The sequence below is a fragment of the Lewinella sp. genome (genome assembly GCF_050633125.1).
In the GTDB taxonomy this organism is placed as follows: Bacteria; Bacteroidota; Bacteroidia; order Chitinophagales; family Saprospiraceae; genus Lewinella.
Genome location: NZ_JBOEFX010000100.1, coordinates 4,964 through 30,115 on the forward strand (window position 1 = coordinate 4,964; position 25,152 = coordinate 30,115).

19 protein-coding genes and 1 pseudogene are annotated in these 25,152 nt (G+C 45.2%); 10 read left to right on the forward strand and 10 right to left on the reverse strand.

The annotated features are described in order from the left end of the window. Positions 1–490 (reverse strand): annotated as a pseudogene (locus tag ACRBG0_RS20435) (hypothetical protein); the annotation flags it as partial. Positions 491–1,003: 513 nt separating this feature from the next. Between ACRBG0_RS20435 and ACRBG0_RS20440 the strand changes: the two are divergent. Both ACRBG0_RS20440 and add read left to right on the forward strand, forming a co-directional pair. Further along, entirely contained in the window at positions 1,004–2,356 is a 1,353-nt protein-coding gene (locus tag ACRBG0_RS20440; RefSeq protein ID WP_431488703.1) for a dihydrolipoamide acetyltransferase family protein, read from the forward strand. 248 nt (positions 2,357–2,604) lie between these two features. Beyond that, positions 2,605–3,597, forward strand: coding sequence for an adenosine deaminase (gene add / locus ACRBG0_RS20445; RefSeq protein ID WP_431488704.1), 993 nt, complete (start codon positions 2,605–2,607; stop codon positions 3,595–3,597). A 66-nt stretch (positions 3,598–3,663) separates the two neighbouring features. Here add and ACRBG0_RS20450 read toward each other — a convergent pair whose 3' ends face one another. After that, positions 3,664–4,908, reverse strand: coding sequence for a CinA family nicotinamide mononucleotide deamidase-related protein (locus ACRBG0_RS20450; protein WP_431488705.1), 1,245 nt, complete (start codon positions 4,906–4,908; stop codon positions 3,664–3,666). A gap of 10 nt (positions 4,909–4,918) precedes the next feature. After that, entirely contained in the window at positions 4,919–5,677 is a 759-nt protein-coding gene (locus tag ACRBG0_RS20455; RefSeq protein WP_431488706.1) for a biotin--[acetyl-CoA-carboxylase] ligase, read from the reverse strand. A gap of 78 nt (positions 5,678–5,755) precedes the next feature. Here ACRBG0_RS20455 and rsfS point away from each other — a divergent pair, with 78 nt between their 5' ends. After that, on the forward strand, positions 5,756–6,145 hold the full coding sequence (gene rsfS / locus ACRBG0_RS20460; RefSeq protein WP_431488707.1) for a ribosome silencing factor: 390 nt from the start codon (positions 5,756–5,758) through the stop codon (positions 6,143–6,145). Between the two features lie 121 nt (positions 6,146–6,266). After that, positions 6,267–8,288: an ATP-dependent zinc metalloprotease FtsH gene (gene ftsH / locus ACRBG0_RS20465; protein WP_431488708.1), complete on the forward strand. Its 2,022-nt coding sequence runs from the start codon at positions 6,267–6,269 to the stop codon at positions 8,286–8,288. A gap of 371 nt (positions 8,289–8,659) precedes the next feature. Here ftsH and ACRBG0_RS20470 read toward each other — a convergent pair whose 3' ends face one another. Both ACRBG0_RS20470 and ACRBG0_RS20475 read right to left on the reverse strand, forming a co-directional pair. Next, positions 8,660–10,483 carry an AMP-dependent synthetase/ligase gene (locus ACRBG0_RS20470; protein ID WP_431488709.1) on the reverse strand — a complete coding sequence of 608 codons (1,824 nt, stop codon included), beginning with the start codon at positions 10,481–10,483 and terminating at the stop codon, positions 8,660–8,662. A 102-nt stretch (positions 10,484–10,585) separates the two neighbouring features. Further along, the gene (locus tag ACRBG0_RS20475; RefSeq protein ID WP_431488710.1) at positions 10,586–11,143 is read right to left on the reverse strand and encodes a YqiA/YcfP family alpha/beta fold hydrolase; all 558 of its coding nucleotides are present in this window, start codon (positions 11,141–11,143) and stop codon (positions 10,586–10,588) included. 127 nt (positions 11,144–11,270) lie between these two features. On the opposite strand from ACRBG0_RS20475, the gene hemA reads away from it, so the two are divergent. Beyond that, positions 11,271–12,500: a glutamyl-tRNA reductase gene (gene hemA / locus ACRBG0_RS20480; protein WP_431488711.1), complete on the forward strand. Its 1,230-nt coding sequence runs from the start codon at positions 11,271–11,273 to the stop codon at positions 12,498–12,500. Positions 12,501–12,658: 158 nt separating this feature from the next. Here the strand turns inward: hemA and ACRBG0_RS20485 are convergent, their stop codons facing one another. The 5 genes from ACRBG0_RS20485 to ACRBG0_RS20505 all read right to left on the reverse strand — a co-directional run bounded on the left by ACRBG0_RS20485 (position 12,659) and on the right by ACRBG0_RS20505 (position 21,335). Further along, the gene (locus ACRBG0_RS20485) at positions 12,659–15,604 is read right to left on the reverse strand and encodes a TonB-dependent receptor (RefSeq protein ID WP_431488712.1); all 2,946 of its coding nucleotides are present in this window, start codon (positions 15,602–15,604) and stop codon (positions 12,659–12,661) included. A 47-nt stretch (positions 15,605–15,651) separates the two neighbouring features. Further along, positions 15,652–18,597 (reverse strand): TonB-dependent receptor, encoded by a 2,946-nt coding sequence (locus ACRBG0_RS20490; RefSeq protein ID WP_431488713.1) that lies wholly within the window; start codon positions 18,595–18,597, stop codon positions 15,652–15,654. Positions 18,598–18,795: 198 nt separating this feature from the next. Then, positions 18,796–19,770 carry a FecR family protein gene (locus tag ACRBG0_RS20495; protein WP_431488714.1) on the reverse strand — a complete coding sequence of 325 codons (975 nt, stop codon included), beginning with the start codon at positions 19,768–19,770 and terminating at the stop codon, positions 18,796–18,798. Between the two features lie 123 nt (positions 19,771–19,893). After that, entirely contained in the window at positions 19,894–20,430 is a 537-nt protein-coding gene (locus ACRBG0_RS20500; RefSeq protein WP_431488715.1) for an RNA polymerase sigma factor, read from the reverse strand. A 317-nt stretch (positions 20,431–20,747) separates the two neighbouring features. Continuing rightward, on the reverse strand, positions 20,748–21,335 hold the full coding sequence (locus ACRBG0_RS20505; RefSeq protein ID WP_431488716.1) for a DUF3109 family protein: 588 nt from the start codon (positions 21,333–21,335) through the stop codon (positions 20,748–20,750). Positions 21,336–21,446: 111 nt separating this feature from the next. On the opposite strand from ACRBG0_RS20505, the gene ACRBG0_RS20510 reads away from it, so the two are divergent. From ACRBG0_RS20510 to ACRBG0_RS20530, 5 genes are all read left to right on the forward strand, one after another. Then, positions 21,447–21,851: a hypothetical protein gene (locus ACRBG0_RS20510; protein ID WP_431488717.1), complete on the forward strand. Its 405-nt coding sequence runs from the start codon at positions 21,447–21,449 to the stop codon at positions 21,849–21,851. Between the two features lie 100 nt (positions 21,852–21,951). Next, a complete protein-coding gene (locus ACRBG0_RS20515; RefSeq protein ID WP_431488718.1) occupies positions 21,952–23,265 on the forward strand; it encodes a citrate (Si)-synthase in 1,314 nt (437 codons plus the stop codon). Positions 23,266–23,274: 9 nt separating this feature from the next. After that, on the forward strand, positions 23,275–23,667 hold the full coding sequence (gcvH, locus tag ACRBG0_RS20520) for a glycine cleavage system protein GcvH (RefSeq protein WP_431488719.1): 393 nt from the start codon (positions 23,275–23,277) through the stop codon (positions 23,665–23,667). Between the two features lie 55 nt (positions 23,668–23,722). Continuing rightward, on the forward strand, positions 23,723–24,097 hold the full coding sequence (locus ACRBG0_RS20525; RefSeq protein WP_431488720.1) for a VanZ family protein: 375 nt from the start codon (positions 23,723–23,725) through the stop codon (positions 24,095–24,097). Between the two features lie 15 nt (positions 24,098–24,112). Continuing rightward, positions 24,113–25,093: an energy transducer TonB gene (locus ACRBG0_RS20530; protein WP_431488721.1), complete on the forward strand. Its 981-nt coding sequence runs from the start codon at positions 24,113–24,115 to the stop codon at positions 25,091–25,093. The last annotated feature ends 59 nt before the right edge of the window (positions 25,094–25,152 follow it).

Sequence of the window (25,152 nt, forward strand, 5' to 3'; positions counted from 1 at the left end):
CAGAGTTTGTTCCTGAGTTTCCAGTAAGGGTAATAGCTCCAGGTTCTAGCATATCAGCTACACCGTCACCTACACAGAAGTTGAAAGGCCCGCCCGCAAGCATTCCACCTTCCTGGCCACCATTACTGTTTATTTCTATAAAGTTAGCAGATAGGGAGTAGCAGCCAGAAGCTAGTTCTGTTTGACTAAGTATATCGCCTACCTCGGCGGTGATTGAACCAATGAGGCTAAAAGTGTAAACCCGTAGTCCATCGCCCAGCCCCGAGAAGTCGATTGTATTGGCGTAATCAATGTGAACGATAACATCATCAGCATTGACAACGACAAAAGCATGAGGTAAACCTGCTGGTTTACCTTTGAAACGAATGAGGATGGGCTCGCTGCCATCATCACAAAAAGAAGCCTCGTAGCCAGGGGCTACGCTGATTTGTCCTGGAAAACACGGAAATTGGGCCTGGACACTCCAAGAAAGGAGTAAGGCGAACCCCATGAATAGTAGTCTTGAAAACATCATTTTTAGGTTTGGTGAAATTATAGGTTTGGTTTTACACAAAACGGAGCATAGGTCAGGCTAACAAATACTTGACGGAAGTAAGTATTTGCAGGCTCTTTGTACGCCCAAGAAATATTTAGATCAGGTGTAGAAAAAGAATAATGCCTGAAAAAGCTTTCAGAACCAATTCTTTCTTGCTGCGAAATAAGCGTATAGCTATCACAGAAGTATCACAGTAACCTTGCTATAGTATAACATGGCTACAATTACTGGGGAAATGTAGGTATTGCCGTATTATTTTAGGCTTTTTTGTCGTTTGCAAAACAAAGTTTTATAAAAAGGTGGATTATTAATGCGTTGCCTAATTATTATCGTTGAAACAAGAAAAGTCTTACTTTTGTGGTGCCCAAATTTCAGGCTTCTGAAAACCTGAAGTTTATAACCACTGTTTAATAGCTGGGCCTTATGTGGCTCAACTAACCAAGTAACCAAATTCAAAGTAACCGTTTTATGGCGCAGGTAGAATTGATAATGCCCAAAATGGGGGAGAGCATCATGGAAGCTACCATCCTCAATTGGGTCAAGAAAGAAGGCGATCAGGTAGAGATGGACGAGACGATCCTGGAGATTGCTACGGATAAAGTAGACTCTGAGGTTCCTAGTCCGGTTGCCGGTACGATCAGTAAGATCATGTTTCAGGTAGATGATGTTGTAGAGATCGGTAAAGTCATTGCGATCATTGCAACAGAAGGCGAGAACGCTACACCGCAAGCCAGTCCTAGTGTTGCAGAAGCTGCTCCTGCTAGTACTCCTGCATCATCTAATGGTGCAAGTACTAAGGTAGCCGCCCCCGCACCTGATTCCACTCCTCAACCCGCTACTGCTACAGTGAGCGTTAGTTCTGGAGATCGATTTTACAGTCCGTTGGTGCGTAATATTGCCAAAGAAGAAGGTGTTTCACAAGCAGAACTAGATGTCTTACCCGGTACCGGCAAAGAAGGACGGGTAACAAAAAAAGATATGCTGGCTTATTTGGAGAACCGCTCTTCTGCTCCGGCAGCTGTTGCTACTCCTCAGCCTGCTACTGCCAAGTCCACTTCACCTGCTATTGATCAACCGATTGCTAGCCCTATGGTGGATGCCTCTGGAAGTGGTAATGTAGAGATCATTGAAATGGATCGGATGCGCCGTCTGATCGCTGATCACATGGTGAGCTCCAAGCATACCTCTCCGCACGTAACCTCTTTCGTAGAGGCAGATGTAACCAATATCGTCAATTGGAGGGAGAAGAACAAGCACGCTTTCCAGCAGAAATTCGGAGAGAAAATCACCTTTACGCCACTTTTCATCGAAGCAATCGTACGGGCAATTCATGATTTCCCGATGATCAATGTTTCGGTAGATGGAAAGAATATTATCCGCAAAAAGAATATCAATATTGGTATGGCTGCGGCGCTGCCTACGGGCAATCTCATTGTACCTGTTATAAAAAATGCGGATCACCTTAGCCTTATCGGACTCACCAAAGCGGTAAATGACCTCGCTAACCGAGCACGGGGTAATAAGCTGAAACCAGAAGACATTCAGGACGGTACTTTCACAGTGACCAATGTAGGTACTTTCGGCAACGTTATGGGTACGCCTATCATCAATCAGCCTCAGGCCGCGATTATGGCCGTAGGTGCTATCCGTAAGCGCCCGGCGGTAGTAGAGACAGAATTTGGCGACCTCATCGCCGTGCGGCACATGATGTTCTTGTCTATGTCTTACGATCACCGTGTAGTAGACGGGATGTTAGGTGGCTCCTTCATCCGCAGAGTAGGAGACTACCTGGAGGCGTTTGACGCGAATAGAAGCTTGTAATAGTGTAAAAGTTGGACGGGTGTAAGCGTGTAAAGGTTAATAACCCTTACACCTTTACACTTACCCAACTCTTACACCTTCGCTTGGTCATCTCAGCATAATGCTAATCAAGCCCAGCAGGCAGCCGAGGACAAGCCAGAAACGGAGGTCCCCCAGAAGTTGGTTTTCTTTCATATCAACATCCTTTTAATGTTTGTTCATCTCTTGTATACCAAAAAGGATGCCAACACAATTTTTTATAATATGTTATGACGAAGGCCGTTGCATTACCCAAGGTTGAGCTTCATGTACACCTGGACTGTTCACTCAGCTTTGAGGTCGTAAAGCGGTTACTTCCCGGAATAGATGTTGCCACCTACAAAAAACAGTTTACAAGTGGTGGCAAATGCACCGACTTGAAAGCCTACATAGAGTTGGCCATCAGTGCCATTAAGCTGATGCAAACGAAAGAAAGCTTGATCTTGGTGACCAACGATTTAGTGATGCAGTTGGTTGATGATCAAGTGATTTATGCCGAAATAAGATTTGCCCCTTTACAACACCTGGAACAGGGGTTAAGCCCGGAAGTAGTAGTAGCAACGGTCTGTGAAGCGCTGGCGAAGGCTAATCAAAACCATCGAATAAAAGCTAACCTGATAGTCTGTACGCTACGTCATTATTCGGAAGAGGAAAGCATGGCCACCGTTAAGTTAGCAGAAGCTTTTCGCAATCAAGGTGTAGTTGGCTTCGATCTTGCTGCCGACGAAGCGGGTTATCCCATCGACGCTCATCGGGAGGCTTTTGCTTATGCTAAAGAAAATAATATCCCTTGTACTGCTCACGCTGGTGAAGCCTGTGGCGCAGAGAGTGTAAGTGAAACCTTACAAGTATTACGCCCTCAGCGCATTGGGCACGGCGTACGTAGTGTAGAGGATAAGGAGGTCGTACAAGCATTACTTACCCAGGATATTCATCTCGAAGTTTGTCCGAGCAGCAATGTGGTCACCAGTGTAGTTGATTCGCTAAAAGACCATCCTGTCGACCAACTTTATCGCCAAGGGATATCGCTGAGCATCAATACCGATGGCCGTGCATTGGTTGATGTTGATTTGGCCCACGAATATAAGCAGTTGACGCAGATTTTTGGCTGGGAAAAAGCACATTTCCTACAGTGTAACCTGGAAGCAATACGGCATGCTTTTATCTCTGAAGCAGAGAAGGAGGGGTTGCGTGAGCAAATTTTAGAGGCGTACGGTGAATGAGTTTTTGAATCGTCAAAGGGCACTTAAGAAAAATCGCGGTTTATTTTCTGCGCAATACTAAGGCATTTAACCCTCCCGCAAGAAGTTCCACAACAAGCCTAGCGCCCTACTGCTCGCATACTGAATGTTCTTTTCCCTGTCTTTGGTGCCATGCAACAAGAAAGTCTCTGTTTTTTCATGATTCCCTACAGCGAGCCAAATGGTGCCAACCGGCTTGTCGGGGGTGCCCCCACCTGGGCCAGCAATCCCGGAAATCGCAAGCGCTACGTCTACATTCAACGCTTTTAAAGCACCTGCTACCATTTCTATGACAGTTTGTTCACTTACCGCGCCGTGATCATTGAGAGTTGTAGGACTCACGCCCAAGAGGTTTTCTTTTACCTTATTATCATAGGCGACGATACTCCCTTGGAAATAAGCCGAGGCACCGGAGATAGAGGTGATACGATGGGCCACATAGCCGCCTGTACAACTTTCTGCTGTGGCCATCGTGAGACCTTTTTCCAAAAGCAAACGACCTACTTCTGCCTCAATGGTAGTGGTGTCTTCACCGAATACAAAACCCTGAAGACGCTCGAGAAAAGCATCGCCATAAGTTTGCAAATCGATTTGTAGTTGCTCGGCATCGTCTGCGCGCCCTGTAAGGCGTAGTCTTACTTGCCCTAAACTGGGTAGGTATGCCAGGCTGAGGTGAGAAGGTAGTTGATCTTCCAGGTCTTCGATTTGGGCAGCCAGGCGGGATTCTCCTTCGCCTATCGTCAGGATGGTACGATGGGCAATAGGCCTAATTTTGTGTCGCTTACGCAAACGAGGGATAACCTCATGGGTAAGCAGGTATTCCATCTCGAAGGGAACACCAGGCATAGAGACAACGATCTTGTCGTCTTGCTCCATCCACATACCGGGGGCAGTGCCCATTTTATTGGTGAGTAGCAGCGCATTTTCTGGCATGTAGCACTGCTCACGATGAGCTGGTGTAGTGCTGCGGCCTAATCGTTGAAAAAAGTATTCGATCCGCTCCCAGGTAACTTCACTAAAGGCCATCTCTACGCCGAAGTAGGTCGCTAAAGCCTTTTTTGTTACATCGTCTTTGGTGGGCCCTAGGCCTCCTGTCATCAACACAATATCACTGTGATCTAGCGCTTGTTTAAGATTGTCGATGATTTCAGGAAGCGTATCCGCAATGGTTAACTTGCGGAAGACTTCCATACCATGCAAGTTGAGCTCGCGGGCCATGAAGGCGGAGTTCGTGTCGATAACCTGACCAATCAAAAGCTCATCACCAATAGTGAGAATGGTAATTTTAGGCATAAAGGGTAGTTTATAAGAATGCGACTTCTTTGAGATCAAAGTACTGAACATGCGTTTCCGGCATTTGGATCGCCAATTTACCGGTTTCTTGTACACCAATGATTTGTCCTGTGAAAATTCGTCCAGAATCAACCTCTTGGAATGGATGCCATTCTTGGTAGCGATATAGGTTTTGAAGGTAGTCAGCACGGATGATTGCCGGATTGCTTTTGAGCTGTAGATAACGTGCTTCCAATCGTTGAAAGAGAAGGTGTTGAACTTCTTCCCTAACTACCTTTTTGCCAAGGTATTCCTGTAAGGAGCCTGGTCTTGGAAGCGCGTCAGGGAAGTTCATTTCGTTGATATTCAGCCCTATACCCACGACGCTGGATTGTAGCAATAATCCAGAAAGGCTGTTCTGAATAAGGATGCCTGCTAGCTTTTTGTCAGCCAGGTAAACATCATTGGGCCATTTAACAAATGCTTTCGCACCGGCGAAATGGCTGATGGTGTCTGCAACAGCCAGTGCTACCGCCTGAGAGAGTGAAAATTGCTGTCGCGCAGCCAGCCAACGGGGCCGGAGAATGACACTCAGAAGCAGGTTTTTGCCAGGGCTGGCGTACCAGCTACTGCCAATTTGTCCTCTGCCGGCAGTCTGATAGTCCGCTGATATGACAGTTCCTTCACTTGGTGTGGTTTTTGCTACTTCTTCTAATGCAAGAGCATTGGTTGAATGAACCTCCGTAAAGTGGTGGACAACATTTCCGACGAAAAGGGTGTTGAATTTCAACTAAAGGGATTTTTTTTGCTAGCTTTATTGTTGTAAAAGTAATGTACCGTTACGATAATAAATAAACTATTCAATAATTTGAGTCAAGCCGTTCGATTAAACCAGCAAATTAGCTGGACCCAAGAGGAACTAAATGATATAGTCATTGACGCGATCCAGGATATCAAAGGTAAGCATATCGTCAAGTTGGATTTACGTCGTATAGAGGATGCTCCTACTGATTTCTTTATCATTTGCGAAGGAGATTCCAATACTCAAGTAAAAGCTATTGCGGATAATGTATCCATGCGACTCAAAGAAGAGTTGGGGACTTTTCCTTCTAACGTAGAAGGGGTAGGAGCCAGTAATTGGGTTTGCCTGGATTATTTTAATACGGTGATACACGTCTTTTATCGAGAGACTCGCGCATTCTATGAGTTAGAAGACTTGTGGGGTGATGCGCAGTTTACGGAGTACGAAACACTTTAAAGTCTTCCCAAAAAGCCCCTGTGACGGGTATACAGCTCTTTTTGTCGATTGACGTTAACGATTTTCCTACTTACGCGTTAAAGTTAAGGAGTAGGAAATCAAAGAAAACTATTTGCCAAGAATGGAAAACGAAAATAAAGGCAATCCAAATGAAGGTGGGCCGAAGTTTAGCTCTTATTGGATTTACGCAATAATTGCGGTATTTCTGCTGGGGTTGAATTTTTACACGATGTCGGAAGGCAGCCGTGAGCCTATCCAATATGATCGGTTGGAGGAAATGATAGCAGACAATGCTATAGAGGATATCATTGTGGTAACCAACCTCAAGCAGGCTCAGATTTATCTTAAGGAAAGTAAACTTACCGAGGAGCGCTATAAAGATGCTGCACAAGGTAGCTTTAGCCGCGATCGCTTTCACTACCGTATGGTCATTGGATCTACGGATCAATTCAGCGATGATTTAAAAGAAATTCAAGAGGCCGAGGGCATTCCGCGCGAAGATTGGATACGCCCTACCTTTGAAACTCGCCAGGATTACATTGGGAATATTCTTAGCTGGTTATTGCCGATTGTAGTGATTGTTGCGATCTGGATTTTCATCATGCGCCGCGTGGGCGGTGGTGGTGCAGGACCGGGCTCTCAGATTTTCAATATCGGAAAATCAAAAGCTACTCTGTTCGATCAGAATAGCAAGGTCAATATCACTTTTGCAGATGTTGCCGGCCTTGATGAGGCGAAAGAAGAGGTGATGGAAATTGTTGATTTCCTAAAGAACCCGAAAAAATATACCGTCTTGGGAGGTAAAATCCCCAAAGGCGTATTACTGGTAGGCCCTCCGGGAACAGGTAAAACCCTTTTGGCGAAAGCTGTAGCTGGAGAAGCAGCCGTGCCTTTCTTTTCGATTTCCGGATCGGATTTCGTAGAAATGTTTGTCGGTGTTGGTGCTTCCCGTGTACGTGACTTGTTCAAGCAAGCCCGCGAAAAAGCACCGTGTATCGTCTTTATTGATGAGATCGATGCGATTGGTCGTGCCCGTGGCCGTGGAGGAATGCAAGGTGGTAACGATGAACGGGAGAACACCCTGAATCAGCTATTGGTGGAAATGGATGGCTTTAGTACCGACAAAGGAGTTATCCTAATGGCGGCAACCAACCGTCCGGATGTTCTTGATACGGCATTGCTGCGGCCTGGTCGCTTTGATCGCCAGATTGGTATTGATCGCCCGGATATCAAAGGCCGGGAAGCTATCTTCAAGGTACACCTCAAGACCATAAAAACTGCTCCGGAGATAAACCCTGCTGTCTTGGCTGAAATGACACCTGGTTTTGCTGGAGCTGAAATTGCCAATGTCTGTAACGAAGCAGCCTTGATTGCCGCTCGACACGAGAAGGTGGCTGTTGAGTTGGAGGATTTCAATTACGCTTTGGATAAAGTTATTGGTGGATTAGAAAAGAAAAACAAACTTATTCCACCAGACGAGAAAAAAATAATTGCTTATCACGAAGCTGGCCATGCCCTTTGTGGATGGTATCTGCCTCACGCAATGCCTTTGGTTAAAGTTACAATTGTACCCCGAGGAGTAGCTGCACTAGGTTATGCGCAGTACCTGCCTAAAGAACGTTACATTACACGTACAGAGCAGATGCTGGACCAGATGTGTATGACTTTTGGTGGCCGTGCAGCGGAGGAAGTCGTGTTCAAGAAAATTAGCACTGGTGCCCAAAATGATTTGGACAAAGTGACGAAGATGGCCTATGATATGACGACCATCTACGGGATGAACCCGAAAGTTGGTCAAGTGAGTTTCTATGGTATGTCCAAAGACGCTTACCAAAGGCCCTACAGTGATGATACGGCTACCCTCATTGATGATGAGGTACGTAAACTCTTAGATTCTCAATACGAACGTGCCCAAAGTTTACTCCATGAGCATCGCGATAAGCTCGAACTGCTGGCTCACGAGTTACTTGACAAGGAGGTTTTATTGAAAAGTGACCTTGAAAAGCTAATTGGGCCACGCCCAAGCGATGCTGATGAAACGGAGGCACAAGAATGGGTAGGTGTTATCGATAATGCAAATTCTACGGAGTTGCCAGATCAAACTCCACCTCCGCCTCTGCCTCCGACAGGAGAGGACATTTAATATTGTCAGAGAATCACCTCAGACGAGTGGTTACTCAACTAAGTATTGGCTGTAAAAAGATTTTTTATCATCTTTGCAGCATATAAAGTTAACCACTAAACAGATTGACCATGTCTGACGAAATAAAAAACGTAGGTAGCAAAGGCTATTTCTTCTTATTCATGTTTATCACATTTTTACTGTTTATCGTACTTGTGGTAAGTATTTATAACTACAACTTTAAGTTTTTGAACTAATTTTTTAGCTCAAAACAACCTGCTCCGAGCAGGGAATATAAATGGGGTCATTGTTGCAATTTGCAGCAATGACCCCATTTTTTAATGAATGCCTTGTTTTTAAAAGACCTTACGCTTTGTGGCAAGTATCCTTATTTACACATTGTACATCGTCTCAATCTCTTTGGCGAACTTCTCCAGGATAACTCTCCTTTTTAGCTTCATCGTAGGCGTTAATTCTGCAGTAGAACCATCTTCCTTGGTCGCATCCCATGTTGTTGGAAGGAGCGTGAATTTCTTGATTTGTTCGATCTTGCTAAAGCGAGGATTCATACTGTCAATAATCTGTTGATAGTGGGCTATGACCTTACTATTGCTCACCGCGTCCTGAAGGTTGGTCCATTTGATGCCATTGTTTTCGCAATAGTTTTCTAAAGCTTCCGGAGAAGGCACAATAAGCGCCGAGACAAATTTCCGTTTGTCACCAACGACCATCATTTGTTCGATGAGGAAGTCTTCTTTACAGAGACTTTCTATCGGGGCAGGGGCCACGTATTTTCCTCCGGAGGTTTTGAGAAGTTCTTTTTTACGATCCGTGATTTTAACAAACTTATTTCCCTTGGCGCTGGTCACCCAAGTGCCAACATCGCCGGTCCGGAACCAGCGTTCTCCGTCAACCTCTTCGATGACTTTTGCGGTTTCATCAGGCTTGTTGTAATAACCCATCATGATATTAGGGCCTTTGGCCATGATTTCTCCTTCTCCTTCCCGGTAGTCTCCTGAAGTATCAATGCGGATTTCCACATCAGGGAAAGGCATACCCACGGTTCCCATATAGGCCCCGTCGGCTTCGTAGCGATTAAAAGTAAGCCCCGGAGAGGTTTCTGTAAGGCCATAAGCTTCGCGTATGGGAATGCCCGCAGCAGAGAATACTCGCATGATTTTTACTGGACAGGGGGCAGCGCCTGTGAGAATGCCTTTTACTCGTCCGCCCAGGGCTTCCCGCCATTTGCTGAAGATGAGTTTGTCTGCAATACCCCATTGCATCCCCGTTAAACCACTGAATTGTTTGTCATAATCGTAGGTGTCGGTTAGGCCAAGTGCCCAAAAGAAAAGTGTTTTTTTGAGGCCGGTAAGATCTAGCCCTTTGTTATAAATTTTTTCGTACACTTTTTCTAAAAGACGAGGTACTGTGGTGAAAAAGTGAGGTTTGATAGCTTGCAGATCCCCCGTTTCGCCACCCAGATTGTCTGTGCCGGTAAAGACAACGTTGATCCCGTTATAGACAAAAGAATAGGAGGCCGTCCGTTCAAAAATATGGCAGAGCGGTAGGAAGCTCAGTGCAATTTCTCCGGTGTTGATTGGTAAGTATGCTTTAACGGCCTTTACATTACTGACGATATTGTTGTGCGAAAGCATAACCCCCTTCGGGTTGCCGGTAGTACCACTGGTATAGATAATAGTGGCCATTTCTTCGGGTTGAATGGCAGCTTTACGCTGTTCGACCTCTTCTTGTCCTTCTTCTGTGAAAATATCCTCCCAGTAAGGGCGCCCTTCTTGCCGATCCAGGGTGTATATGTTTTCCAAGGTGGAAACATTAGGCTTAGCCGAAGCTACTTTATCGTAAAGGTCGCCTTCGCCAGCGAAGCAGAGTTTGACCCCAGCGTCATTGAAAATGTATTCGTATTCCACCGGACTGATAGTAGGATAAACAGGTACATTGATGGCACCGATCTGTTGTAAACCAATATCCATGATGGTCCATTCCGGTCTGTTTTTATAAACAACCAGTGCTATTTTATCACCGGGTTGTATTCCCAATGCGATTAGGCCACGGCTTACCTTATTGGCCTTTTCAATGACTTCGTCCGTACTGTAGTAGACCCATTCTCCACTGGCTTTACGACCACCTATTGCTTTCGCCTGCGGGAAATGTTCTTTTTGATAATGGATAAAGTCAAATAATCTAGTGGGCTCCATGTTCACTGTTTAGAATTTTGATAAAAACATACGACTATCGAAATAGTTGGAATATTAGTCTGGCGAAAATAACTAAAAGCAAATAAAAGTAGGAGATATGGGTTAGAAATCCTTTTTCATTAGCTTTAAAACTTTTTCAAATTTACTAAATCGATGCCCGGCACCGGGAAACCATTGTACGTGAGATTGGGTAAATTGTTCGGGTATTTGTTGGTGATCAAGTACTTCGTCATCATTGGCCAAGAAGAAATAAAGCAGTTTTTGATTTTGCTGATGATCGGCCTCCGATTTCATTTTTTCCAGTATTGTCAGATAATCTCGCTTAAAGTGATATGCACGACCTTGTGTCCATGTTTTAAAAACACCAATTCCTCGATCATCAAGTGTAATGTGTGGCTTTAAAGAAGGGTTGAAAAGTAAAGCCTTTAGCTGATGAAGAGCGCTGTAATAATAGGCATAAAACCCTCCTAAAGAGGTGCCCACCAATAGCGGAGGTTCGTTGCAATTGGCAATACAGGATTCAATAACTTCCTGTACTCTCAAGGGATGAGCAGGTAGGTCTGGCGCATGTACGTTGGCCGTCGGGAAGTGCTTTCGGAGGGCTGTAGCCTTCCAGCCTTCTCCGTCACTATTAAAACCATGTAGGTAGATAATATCCATGAAGGTGATTTTTGTCACTAAGGTCACGGCAAAGATCATTACATTTCCTCACTTTTTGTTACAAATGCGTGACACGGAATCTGGCTTGCTTTTTTACCTTTGCCCAAGTCGTTGAAGGCCTTACTTTATGCTGCTACAATACAAAATTCTTACTGTAACTCATCGCCATACGAACCTTAGTCGTATTGGTGATTTTTCATTGCCTGCTGATAACCAGGAGGTAATGGGTAGTTTGTTACAAGGACTCAAACAGCAGTTTCAGTTGGATGAGCTTTTTTATGTAGCTACGTGTAACCGAGTATTGTTTCTGTTTGTCACAGAAAAAAGCCTTGATGAGCATTTTGTTGAGCACTTTTTTCAATCGATAAACCCATCTTTGGAGACTAAGGCGATCAAAGAAAGTGTGCGAGGGTTTGAAGGAATGCCAGCAGTAGAGCATTTTCAGCAAGTAGGCTGTTCTATTGATTCGCTAGTTGTAGGCGAGCGCCAGATATTAGGCCAGCTTAGAGAAGCTTTTGACCAAGCTAAGAAGCGTGGCCATATAGGAGATTATTTGCGGTTATTGTTTCAGCGTATGGTCGCTGCATCTAAAGATGTTTACTCCAATACCCGTATCGGAGAAAAGCCGGTTTCCATTGCTTCGTTAGCTGTGCGCAAGATGCTAAGCTCCCACCTAAGTGCAAACTCAAGAATAGTTGTTATTGGTGCTGGCCAGACAAATACCCTGGTAAGTAAGTTTTTGCTTAAGCATGATTTCAAAAATGTAGTGGTATTTAATCGAAGTCTGGTGAAAGCCGAAAAGCTGGCGAAAAAATTTGCTGGCGAAGCTTTCCCATTGACAGAATTAATCAATTACCGGGAAGGTTTTGATTGCCTAATCGTCTGTACAGGAGCGAAAGAACCTATCCTTAATAACGTCATTTATACCAGTCTACTTAACGGAGAGGACGCCAATGGTAAAGTCATTGTTGATTTGGCTATTCCTCATAATACCGACCCGGAAATTTTCAGAACTTATCCCGAGAGCCTTTATATCGAAATAGAAGGCCTACGACAGTTGGCTGATGAGAATCGTTCCTTTCGGGAAAAAGAACTCGCTACCGCTGAGCAACGATTGCAACACCATATCGAAGCTTTTCCACTCAATCTACAACAGCGGCAACTGGAAATAGCTATGCGTGAAGTTCCTTCTGCTATCAAAGCGGTGCGTGTAAAAGCCGTTAATGAAATCTTTCGTAAGGATATCGAACAGATGGACGATAGTTCTCGTGCCCTCCTTGAAGAAGTCTTGAGCTACATGGAGAAGAAATGTATAGGTATCCCTATGCGTGTTGCACGCGAAACGCTGATTAACTAAAAATCTTAGAATTAGAGCTGTTAGTATTAGCCACGAAGGCGCTAAACACAGGGTAGAAAGAACCGCTATGCTTAACACCTCCATGACTAGTGGTTTGTCAAGTTCAAAAGTTTTGGTTGCCCAAAGTACCTTTGATTTGATAGACGATTAGGTATTCCTTACTTCAATGTAAAGGCTACCCGTGCAAACAAGAAGCGGCCACCAAAGCTAAATTGGGGCGAGCGACGAGAGTACACAAAGCGTCCATCCGACTGGAAACTAGGATCAGCCTCGTCTGGATAAACATCCAACAAGTTGTTAGCACCAACAGTAAAGTTGAGGTTGTTCGCAACTTCATAACCTAATGATAAATCAGTAATGACTTTGCCTGCATTGTAAGGATCAATACTTTTGTCCGTCTGATTTAGATCAGCATCAAAGATATTAGCATTGGTCGCCTCGGTAGTTTCTCCGAAGTACGTATTACGCAGGTAAACAGTCAATTTGTTCAGCGTTAAAGTATTACCTAAGCTAACTTTTACGCGAGGGACAGCTTGCTCCAGATAAATACGGCTGGTTTGATCAAAGTAAGTGTCTACCAATCCTTTTTCTCTTAGTAAGTCTGATGCATTGATGCCATCTTCCTGATCCCAAGTGGTCTTCGAGATAGTAGCAGCAAGATCACTTCGCAATGTTTTTCCTCCAGTACCAAGGCTAGCAGAATGTGCAATGACAATATCAATACCCTGTGAAGTGGTGTTGATTGCATTGGCAAAGAAAGCAGCCTGTGTAGCACCAGCTTGGTTGAAGATAGACTGAAGTTCAGCATCACCACCAGGGCCAAACTGCCCTGTCAGGATCACACGATCATCAATACCTACCTGGTAAGCATCAATAGTAAAACGAAGGCTGGCTACAGGAACCTTGGCGGTGAAACCAAGACTTACACTTTGTGAAGTCTCTTCCTTCAATTCAGGAATGCCCAGCAACTTGGCTGCACGGGAGGTGTTGGCAAAAATACCTACTTCCTGCGGAACAGAAACACCATCCACCAAGTTGAAGATAGTAGAAGTACGACTAAAGTGAATCTGGTGTAAAGAAGGTGCACGGAAGCCAGAGCTGGTACCCGCACGGATGGCAAAGTTGTCGCTAACCTTGTAGCGTCCTGTTAATTTGTAATTGAACGTAGAACCAAAGTCAGAGTAGTTCTCAAAACGTACTGCACCACCAAGAAGGAATGCTTCACTCAGGTCAAATTCTGTATCCAGGTACAGCGCCGCACTAGAACGATTGGCATCCACAGCATTGGTAGGAAGGAATCCTGCAAAACACTGGGCACCAGAAGGACGGTTACGACCAAAATAATCCAGCACCAATAGCTCGTCTGGTGTAGCTGGAGTTACCAGGTTGCCATTTTGATCGTAGTTGCCGTAAGATTGTTCAGAACCAGCAGTTACATTATAGTTTTCGAGGCGATATTCTCCTCCAAAAGCAACATTAATGCCTTTACCCGCTGCACCATCAAAATACTGAGAAAGATCAAAATTAGAGGTAGATTGGGAAAAGCTATGACCACCAGCATCGAATTCAGTTGGAGAACTACTCCCTAACGTAGCATTGTGAGTATCGGTTATGTTGTAAAGAAATTCATTGTAGCCATACACGGTGCTAAAGTCAGCATTCCAATCACCAACCATTCCCCGCAAACCTACACCAAAACTACGATCAATGATATTAGAATTAATCTTGGGCACAGTACCATCAGCGTAGATGGAGGTAGTAGTACGATTTTGAGAAGGAAGACGATAGAAGCAGCCAGAACAACCCCGGCGGTAGCCTACGCCTGCAAAGCTGTAGAGCTCGGCATTGTCGCCAACAGGAAGCTCCATGTTCGCAAAGAAATTACCACCACGTACTTCCGACTGACCGACCAGCATATTGTAGTCACTACGTTCTTGATTTCTTGCACCTAACTCTTGAGTGGTTGCATCAAAATCGAGGACACCTGCTAAACCACTGATGTCGGTGAGATCATTTAGTGCCTGCAGGGTTCCACCGTCAAGGTAACTTACGTCTTGTGCGTAGGTCTGGATTTGCTCTAGCGTTAGGTTGCTTATGTCAGCGCCATCGGCAGCGGCTACTCGCTCAATGCCATTGTAGGCATTAAAGATTTGGCCAGAGAATTCCTGCATTCTGCTCGTCTTTCCCCGATAGTTGAATTCACCACTGAAGTTGATAAAACCACCCTCAGTGCCTAAAGGTAAACCGTAGTTCATCCCCAAGTTAACTACTTCACCATCCGCACTTTTGGTTTCGCCACCAAAAGGTCCGATACCATCAGAAAAATTAGCACCAGTAGTAAGGCTAAGTGCCAATTGGTTGACATCCTCACGTAGTTTTACATTGATAACACCCGCAATAGCATCTGTTCCATACTGTGCTGCCGCACCATCACGAAGAATTTCAATCTTCTCAATGGCTGAAGCGGGAATAGCGTTCAAGTCAGTACCTACATTACCACGACCAAAAGTACCATTCACGTTCACAAGGGAAGTTGTGTGACGTCTTTTGCCATTAACCAATACCAAAACCTGGTCTGGCCCCAGGCCACGTAGAGAGGCTGGGTCAATGTGGTCAGTACCATCCGAAATGGTCTGTGTGTTAGAAGAAAAAGAAGGCGCCGTCTGACTCAATAGTTGATTGATGCTCACCTGTGGTGCTTTCGAAGCCAACTCGCTTACATTAATCACATCAACAGGCACCGCAGATTCAAGGTTGGTACGGTTAGATGCCCGGGTGCCAGTAACGACCACTTCGTCGATCAGTACACCACCTGCAAGGTTGAAATCAGCCGTAGCTGTTCCTCCTGCTGCAACAGTCACCTGCTTGGTTTGGGTAGAATAACCTACGTAGCTTGCTACAACCTTATAAGTTCCAGGGTCTACGGTAATGCTGTATTTGCCATCAAAGTCAGTTACTGCACCTTTTAAAGTGCCATCAAGTCCGACCGAAACACCATATAAAGGCTCGTCTCCATCAACGATAGTGCCGCTGATGGTGCCTTGTTGGGCAAAACTTATGACAGAAAAAGCCATAAGTGAGAGAAGTAGATAAAACGGTTTCATAACTAATTGATTTAGTGAATAATAAGTTTGTACTAATTATAGTAACGTCACCAGCTAAGCTGGCAACTCAAAAGACAGTGTGTACCCCAGACGCCAAATTGCTGAACGTAGCGGCTGTATTGAAAGACGCCATTGTTCGTGTTTGCACTGTGTTGATGCCGATCTGGGTAAATGTTGAAAATGTTCCGGGCGTGAAGCCCGCAGTTAATGTTTTGCCGAGCTTGCCAGCTTAGCGATAGGTCAGTGATCCATTTGGCACGAAAAGTCTGATCACGACTAGCTGGTTGTTGAGAATCGTAATTGACGACCCAGTTGTCTGGCGACCCGTCGTTAGGATGGTGGTAGGTGACCGCACCGAAGCGGGTGTTTTGTATACTGAACTGCCAGTTTTTAACGGTCCAATTGGCCTGCGTAATGATCTTGCTATCGGGTTGGGCGTGCTCTAGACGGGCGCGATCTTCTCGATTAAAAAGGACTGTTTCCAGGCCCGCTAATCCTTCTGGGAGTGTTATTTTAGTCAGGCGGGTTCGGTTTAAGCTTGCAGCAAGACGTACTTTTAGAATACCAGTTTCCCAATGCCAGCTGCGAACCAGGCCCAGATCCAAACCATAAGTCGTTGTAGCAATAGCATTAGAGAAAAATTGTACCCGATCAAGTCCATTGGCATCGAGCATAGCTGCTAACATTGGGTGGTTTTGCCCAGTGAGCTGACTGCCCAGTACAATTCGATTTTGAATATCTACCCGATACCCAGTGAGGCTTACTGTTCCTCGATCTTGAATAGGCCAGGAGACTTGTAAGGAGGAATTGTAAGAACGCTCTGCCCGTAACTGGCCAACACCGAGTGCACGCGTCAAAGGGTGTTCACTGTTGAGTTGAGCGATCTCTGCACCTACTAGTTTGTCTTCCTGTGGTACAAATTGTAAACTTTGACTACTGAAGTAAGCTTGTGCCAATGAAGGAGGGCGTAGGCCCGTGTTTAGTGCTGCACGAATTTTAGGACCATTATTCAGACGATAAGTGAGGGCTGCTTTTCCCGTTAGGAAACTGCCATTGTCAATCCAGGATTCACCGCGCAACGCCAATGCATAATGCCAGCGTGGATTTATATATTGGTGAAAAAGAAGATAGGCCGACCAAGAGCTACGCCAGACACGGGCTGTGTTTTCGGGGCGATAACCAGGAAAAACCTGGATGCCTCCTTCTTGTGGATCTTCTGTGTCGGTATTGTAGTTTTTCCAACTCCACTCTTCACCGGCGGCTTGGTGGAAGAATTCGTTACGCCATTGAATGCCTACTTGCCAAGCAGATTGCTTGTCTGCACTAGTTCGGCTGGCATCACATTTGGTAATCAGCTGGCTATACAGCAGGCTTCCGGCCCTGGCGCTAGTAGGCGACTTGAGCCCGAGAGAAGCATTGTTGGAGTTCTTAATTAGGAAGTTGACTTGATTGAGGCCAACGTTTTGATTTATGTCCACCTGCCATACACCCAAATGTCGTCGCCAACCGCTGAGCCAGGAAGCATCCATGATGCGTGGATGGATTTCTGGTGAAAACCCCCAAGGATACAGGCCAGATTGTTTGTGCTGCTGGTAGGGGAAACGATAGAATCCCCGAGCAGTTCCTGTACGGAAATTGGCGCCGCCAAATTGATAAAACTGCCCATGGTTGCCAATTTCTCGTTCATGGCGAACGAAAAAGCCATAGTTGCGAATGGCTGCGCTGCCTACTTCCATAACGCGTTGCCCTGAAAATCCGGTCTGAGAAAAAAACGCTGCTACCGAATCCGGATGTTGATCACGGCTGTCACCAAAAATACTGCCGTTGTAGTTACCGGAACGATTGACAGAACTCCGTGCATCGACGCGCCAACTCAGATGGATGAAGTCCCGTGGTGTTTGCCGAATTTGCCAATGACCATTGATCCCTGTCTGGAAACCATCACCAGCAGTGGTAATGCCACTCATAAAATGTACAGATGAGGGAGCAATGCTGTCTTTAAGGACAACATTGATAACTCCTGCAATGGCATCAGATCCATACTGAGCGGTGGCGCCATCAGGTAATATCTCTACGCGTTCAATGGCCGATAAAGGAATGGTGTTTAGGTCTGTAGCTACGCTGCCCCGACCGATGGTGTTGTTGACGTTGACGAGGGCGGAACTGTGCCGTCGTTGCCCATTAATCAATACGACCAATTGGTCAGAACCCAGACCTCGGAGGGTTGCTGGATCAATATGATCTGTACCATCACTGAGGGTTTGGTAGGTTGAATGAAAGGAAGGGGCCGCGTATTGCAGTAATTGCCCCAAGTCAGTAAGCAGGAGATTGCCCATTTCTTCTGGTCCCAATTGTTCCGCATCTGTATTGGGAGACAGGTAGGCCAATGAGTGAGGTGCTCCTCCGAGTACTACCACCTCGGTAAGGTCAACACTACTCTTTAACTTGATATTAAGCTGTTGTTTTTGCCCAAAAGGCAGCCAAATTAAGGTGTCTACTGTTTGATATCCTATATAGCTGACTTGTAATTGGGCCTGTCCAGCAGGAATCCAAAATTCAAAAAGACCAGTTGGGTCGGTAGAGGCTCCGCGTTGACTGCCAGGGTGAAAAACAGAGGCTCCTGTCAGTGGTTCCCCGTGGTCATTGTATACGTATCCGCGAATTTGACCATAAGGATGACGAGCTTGGATAGCCCAGAATCCATCGTCTATTTCTGTAAATGTAAGGGAGGTTTCCTCACTCAATTGATCGAGAACATCTTCCAGGTGCTTGAAGGATGTTAGCCAATTAGGATCGAAATACTGGCCACGAACAAGCTGTGTTTCGTAAAGGAAAGCACATTGGTATTTTTCTTCCAAGAGCTCAAGCCCATCGGTTAGTAGCAGTGGTGTCCGGCTACCATACTGAGCACGAAGAAGGTCGGCATTGCCTAGCCCTGATAGCAGTAAGCAAATTAATATCCATCGCAGCCTTGTACCTTTTCGAGCTACCATTGCTGGCAATTATTTAGAATATTGGTTTTAGGCATAAAATGCTTCCTTTATGGCATTACACCACAAGCCCAAAACAGTGATTAATCTGTTGTGCAATTGTTGCTTTCGTTGCTTTTAAGGCTGTGGGCTCGAAGGAGAGAAACGCTTTTTAGCTTGTTCTCTCCTGTGGCGATAGCCTACCCTAAGCCTGTATGCGATCTATTGAGGTTGTTTAGCGGAGAATATAATCCGTTCTCCGTCTATTTGAGCACTTATGCCCAATGACACGGAAATAGCATTGATCAGCATTTTTAGATTTTTTGCTGGTGCTGTTCCGCTTAAACTATGTTGTTGCAATTCGCCATTTGCTATAATGACATCTTTGCCGTAGTGTTCTTCAATCCGCAAGGCAATTTCCGACAGAAGCATTTGATCAAAATGCCAGCGGTCATTACGCCAGTCGGTGAAAATTGCTGTTGTAACTTCTCGAATCTGTGAGGGCTCATTGGCCTGCCAATAGTATTGCTGCGCTGGGCGTAGTACCTGGGATGATTGACCTTGATCCACGATAGAGACACTTCCTTCAACGAGGGTAACCTGGCGCCTATTCGAGCGATTTACAACATTGAACTCCGTTCCCATTACTTTTATGCCGAGTGTATTTGCTTTTACGACGAAGGGCATACCTGCATGGCTCTTGGCGGGGCTTACGGCGAAATAGGCCTCTCCTTCGAGGTGAACTTCTCGGATGCCTTGGGCAGCCCATTCATCTTCCCACCAAAGGTGTGAATTAGCACGAAGATTTACCGTAGTACCGTCTGGCAAGGTCAGTTGTTGCTGTTCTGCAAAATCAGTACGAAAATCGGAGCTGTTTGGCCACATAAACCAGACGGCTAAGCCTATCAGTAAAATAGCAGCAGCTTTTTGCCAATGTCGGTACAGTAAATATGTTCGCTTTGGTTTTTCCTGAGTAAGTTGGTGCTGGAGTTTCTGCCATGCTGCGTCAGCAGTTGCTGCGGGTTTCACATCTTGGAAATCTAGCTCTTGGAGCATCAGTTGTGCTTGACGCGCAATCTCTTGATGTTCGTCAGCTTCGTCCAGCCACGCTGCCCAGTAGGCCTGATGCAGCTTGCCTTCCGACATGCTCCACGCTACAAAGCGATCATCTACCAATAAGTCTTCCGGTTTTAGCATAATATTTGTTCCCTTTTGGGGGAAAGTATTTCTTGCTGAGGAGTCATAGTGCTATAAACTTCCATCGCGCCTACTATACCCTAATGACGGATAGCTTTCTATTTTGTACTCAGCTGGGGATAATTATTTTTTCGGCAAGAGTTGGATTCGTAACTTTTTTAGAGCGCGATGTGCCGAATTGCGAACCGATTGGTACTTCATTCCCATGATTTCGGCTATTTCAGTATAGGCCACTTTATTATAAAAACGTAGATAGATAATTTCTTTCTGAACAGGGCTTAGCTGTTGTATTGCTGCTTGTAATTTTTCCTCTGCTTGTGTTTTTCTTTCTTGTTCCCGCTCATCCAGAGAGCGTGATTGGACGATTTGGAGGGTTAGCAAATTTTGGCGCTGGGCTTTAGCCTGCCTTAAATGATCGATAATGCCAAAGCGTAAAATTTGAAAAAGGTAGGGCTTTACCTTAACGGCAAGCGGCAATGTTGCTCGTTTTTCCCATAGTTTAAGGAAGCATTTTTGGAGTTGGTCCTGAACAGTAGCGTGATCGCTAAGCATGGTAAAAGCGTACTGGTACAAATCACGATAATGGTGTTTGAAAAGATAGGCCAGTGCTTTTTGGTCTCCGGTACGCAATAGTTGCCATTGTCGATCCGTCTCGCTCAAGTTTCAAGTTGAATTATAAAGTATTAAAACCAAAACAAGTTGAAAAATAAGCATTTTTTTACTGACCCAATGAGCTCAAAACAAAAACAGCCATAGTAGAATATACCATGGCTGCTAATAAAAATCCAACTTCAAAAGGGGATTTCGCGAATCTTTATGTTAGAACTCTCATCAAGAGAGCAAACAATATGTCTTTTAAGCTACTGTAGCATTAGATCAATTTATTCTGTAGTAGCAGAATTTGGGGGGAGCTAACTTCGCTGTTCGGTAGCAAAACTAGGCAAAATGTGCATTATTTGCAAGGAAGCGGTAGTTTTTTATTCTTTTTCGGTAGAAATGTGTTTGGCGTACTGGTCAAGTTCGTCATAAAAATCAGCACCATATTTGCGGATGAGCGCTTCTTTCGCAAAGCGATAAACGGGTAATTTAGCAGCTTTGCCTTTGGTGCAGGCTGCTGCACAAATGTCCCAACGATCGTAGTTTAAGGCTTCAAAGTTCGTTGATAAATTTTTGGTGATCCGTATTGGGTAGAGATGGCAGGAGATGGGTTTACGAAAAGAAATATCTCCTGCTTGCCAAGCTTGTTCGATACCGCATTGGGCTTTTCCTGTATTGTCAAGGGTCATATAGGCACAGGGGGCATCGTCAATTAACGGCGTACGATATTCTCCGTCTTCGTCGTCGATGAGGTAGAGGCCTTGACTGGCAATAGCCGCACGGCCAGCTGGGCTTAGGTACCGGCTGACGGTTGGATAGGTCTCTTTGAGCAGGGCAAGTTCTTCTTCTTCGAGAGGAGCGCCTGCGTCTCCTTCCCAGCAGCAAGCACCTTTGCAGGCGTCAAGGTTACAGAGGAATTGTTCTTCTACCAGTTCGTCACTGACTATTTTATCTTGAATGATGATCATTGTCGGAATTATTGCTTATCAACTGCAAATATGCAGAACAATTGGACATTGTTCCCTACAATTGTCGTACTTTAGCCACCATTAGTATAGTACAGTAAAGTTTGATAAACTATGAAAATTAAGATGTTGCTCTTTTTTCTCCTGTTGGGAGGAATTGTTAGTGCTCAAGAACGCTCAGCCGCAGTAGAACAAGCGGTACAAGAACAGACAGCCCGCTATAATTTGAGCGCCGAGCAGATTGTTCAGATGTATGTTGTTGAAGAGCGCCGGGAACGTAACCTGCAGGAAATTGAAGTGTTGCGCGAATCTAACTACCGCTTGTATTTGGAGAAAAAGCAATCTGTGCGTAAGAATAGTGAAGGTACTATCCGCCAGATTCTGAATAAAGAACAGCGCTTTACCCTCGATCAGGAACAGGCTACTTATCGTCAGGCAACTTCTAACCTCATTCAGCAAATGCGCCAGGATGGGAAGTCCAAAGAGGATATTGAGTTAGCGTTGCTGGAAAGAGGCTAACCGTAATAGCTTAAACGGGTAAACTTGCGAAGAGGCGGTAGTCGAATAAAATCGGAAACTGCTTTTATTATTAGGAACTAAAAAACGCTAAGAATTATAAATGGATCCTCTCAAACAGAGATTTTACGAAAAGGCCTCAGCCCTTGCCACAGAAATGAAAGCCCTGCTCAAGGAGCATGGTAATACCAAAATTGATGAAGTAAAGCTAAGCCAGGCTTTTGGCGGAGCACGCGGCATCAAAATGATGATTTGGGAAACCTCCCAACTAGATGCTCACGAAGGTATTCGCTTTCGGGGTTATTCTATTCCACAATTAAAAGAACTACTGCCAACTGGGCCAGACAATGAGCCAAAGCCAGAAGGCCTTTTTTGGTTGATGCTGGTAGGTGAAATACCTACTGCCGAGCAGGTGGATTGGTTGACTGGTCAATTGCGTGATCGGGCACAAGTGCCGGCTCATACTTTTACGATGTTGGATAGCTTGCCAGCAGATACTCATCCTATGACCCAGTTTATTCTGGCCATCACGGCGATGCAGACGGACAGTGTATTTGCTAAACGTTATGGCGAAGGCATGTCCAAAGCGGATTACTGGGATCCGGTCTACGAGGATACACTTAATATGATTGCCCGTCTACCGCGGATAGCTGCATATATTTATCGCCGTTCTTTCCATGATGGCAAGCATATTGAACCTGATCCACAATTGGACTGGGCTGCTAATTACGCTCACATGCTGGGGATTCCTGACAAAGGGTTCCAAAGCCTAATGCGTTTGTATCTTACGATTCACGCGGATCATGAGGGCGGTAATGCATCAGCTCATACTGCTCACTTGGTTGGTTCTACGCTTAGTGATCCTTATTTGTCTTTTGCCGGAGGGATGACTTCCTTGGCAGGTCCGCTTCACGGATTAGCCAATCAAGAGGTAATTAAGTGGATTTTCGATATGCTCGAAGAATTAGGGACACGTACCCCTACGAAAGAGCAGATTGCTGACTATGTGAACAAAACGCTTTCAGAAGGTAAAGTTATTCCTGGTTATGGTCACGCTGTATTGCGTCAACCTGACCCTCGCTTTACAGCGCAGAAGCGCTATGCGGAAGAGCATCTGGCAGACAGTGATATTGTACAGGTAGTCTGGAAGGTATTCGAGGTGGTGCCTGGTATTTTGGGTGAATTAGGAAAGGTGAAAAACCCTTGGCCTAATGTTGATGCTCATTCAGGAGCCATTTTGGTTCATTACGGATTGACAGAGTATAGCTACTATACGGTACTTTTCGGGGTGTCTCGTGCACTGGGGGTACTTGCAGCTGGTTGTTGGTCGCGTGCTTTGGGTATGCCACTGGAACGCCCGAAATCACTCACTACCGAATGGGTGAAAGATTTTTTAAAAAAACAAAACGAAGCATAATATTTACCAATGAATATTCCTAAGGAACTCCTGTATACCGAAGACCATGAGTGGATTCGGGTAGAAGGTGATGTTGCCTATGTCGGCATTACCGATTTTGCACAAAGAGAATTGGACGAGTTGGTCTATGTGGAAGTTGAGACCGTAGGGGAGACACTAGACGCTGGCGAAGAATTTGGAACAGTAGAGGCAGTGAAGACAACCTCTGAGTTACTAATGCCGGTAGGTGGTGAAATTCTTGAGTTCAACAAACAAATTGACGATTCGGAAGGAGATGACCCTACGTTGATCAATAGTGACCCTTACGGGGAAGGCTGGATCGTTAAGATTACGATCAATGATAAGGCTGAGTTGGACAACCTGCTTTCCGCCGAGGACTATACAGCCTTGATAGCGGAATAAATAAGCGCTTAAAAAGTGAAAAAAATATTGATCTACCCACCAAAATTATTTGGGTATGCATCTTGCACGGCGTAGTTCTTTAATTTACATCGTTTTTACGCTTGTTTGGGCGGTGGTTATTTTCTACTTGTCGACGATGCCGGGGCCACAATTACCCCGAATCGATTGGTTAATGACCCCAGACAAGTTTGGACATGCTGCTGTTTACGGTATTTTGGCAATGGGAATATTCTTCTCAATAAAGTCTTGCTATACAAACAGCAAAACTGTTTATCGCTGGTCTTTTTTATTGGCAAGCGGTTACGGAGCAGCAATGGAATTGATACAATTTAGCTTTTTTCCTGATCGCTATTTTGAATTATGGGACATTGTTGCTAATATTATCGGTGCTTTTGTAGCACTATGGCTATTGAAAATTATTTATCATTAATAAACCCTTTTTCGCATGACTATGCTATTATTTGCAAAGGGCGGTTTGGGATTACCCGTTTTTCTGCTTGATATTCAGGCAGGATTCGATGGTGGCTTCTGGGCAAACAGTTCAGCTTTATTGCTGATGCTGGTTGTACTGATCGTAGCCCTTGTCGGTTTGGGCATATGGATGCGTTCCTACTTTCGTCAGCAGACGGAGAAAGGATTGACTGGAAATCTGGCAGCGTCCGGAAGTCCTTACGCAAACCGTACCAAGTACGAGAAGGTCGACGCTTTCAAAATGAGCGGAACGTTTTTCAACCTAGGACTAGTGGTAGCTATTGGCCTTTCGGTCATGGCTTTTGGTTGGTCTAATTTGGAAGAAAAAATCGATATTCCGGAAGGCGCCCTCGAAATGGAGGACGACATCATTATGGAAGAGCCTCCCCGTACTGCTGAACCACCTCCACCACCTCCGCCACCACCACCGGTGATTGAGGAAGTACCTGATGATACCATCCTAGAAGATGATACTCAGACGGACAACAGTACAACGGTTGATGACAAAGCTCCTCCTCCGAATATTGACAAGGGGCCTCCACCGCCACCTCCACCTCCTCCACCACCACCTCCGCCACCAGCAGTGGAGGAAATTTTCAAGGTGGTTGAGCAAATGCCACGTTTCCCTGGTTGTGAAGACAAAGGGTCTGAAGACGAGAAAAAAGCATGTGCTCAGACGGAACTATTGAAGTTCATTTACAAAAACATCAAATACCCTGCAATAGCACGGGAAAATGGCGTGGAAGGAACTGCTGTAGTAACCTTCGTTATCGAGAAAGACGGTAGCGTAACAGATGCTCGAGTTGTACGTGATATTGGCGCCCAGTGTGGCGACGAAGCACTACGAGTTGTTCAGCTGATGAATGCACAAGGCCTTAAATGGACACCGGGTAAGCAGCGCGGTCGCGCGGTGCGTGTACAGTTCAACCTGCCGGTGAAATTTAAGCTTGAGTAAAAGAATTAAGAAGTGAATCAAAAAGTAAGAAAAGTACTATGCTTTTCTAAGACTTTTTT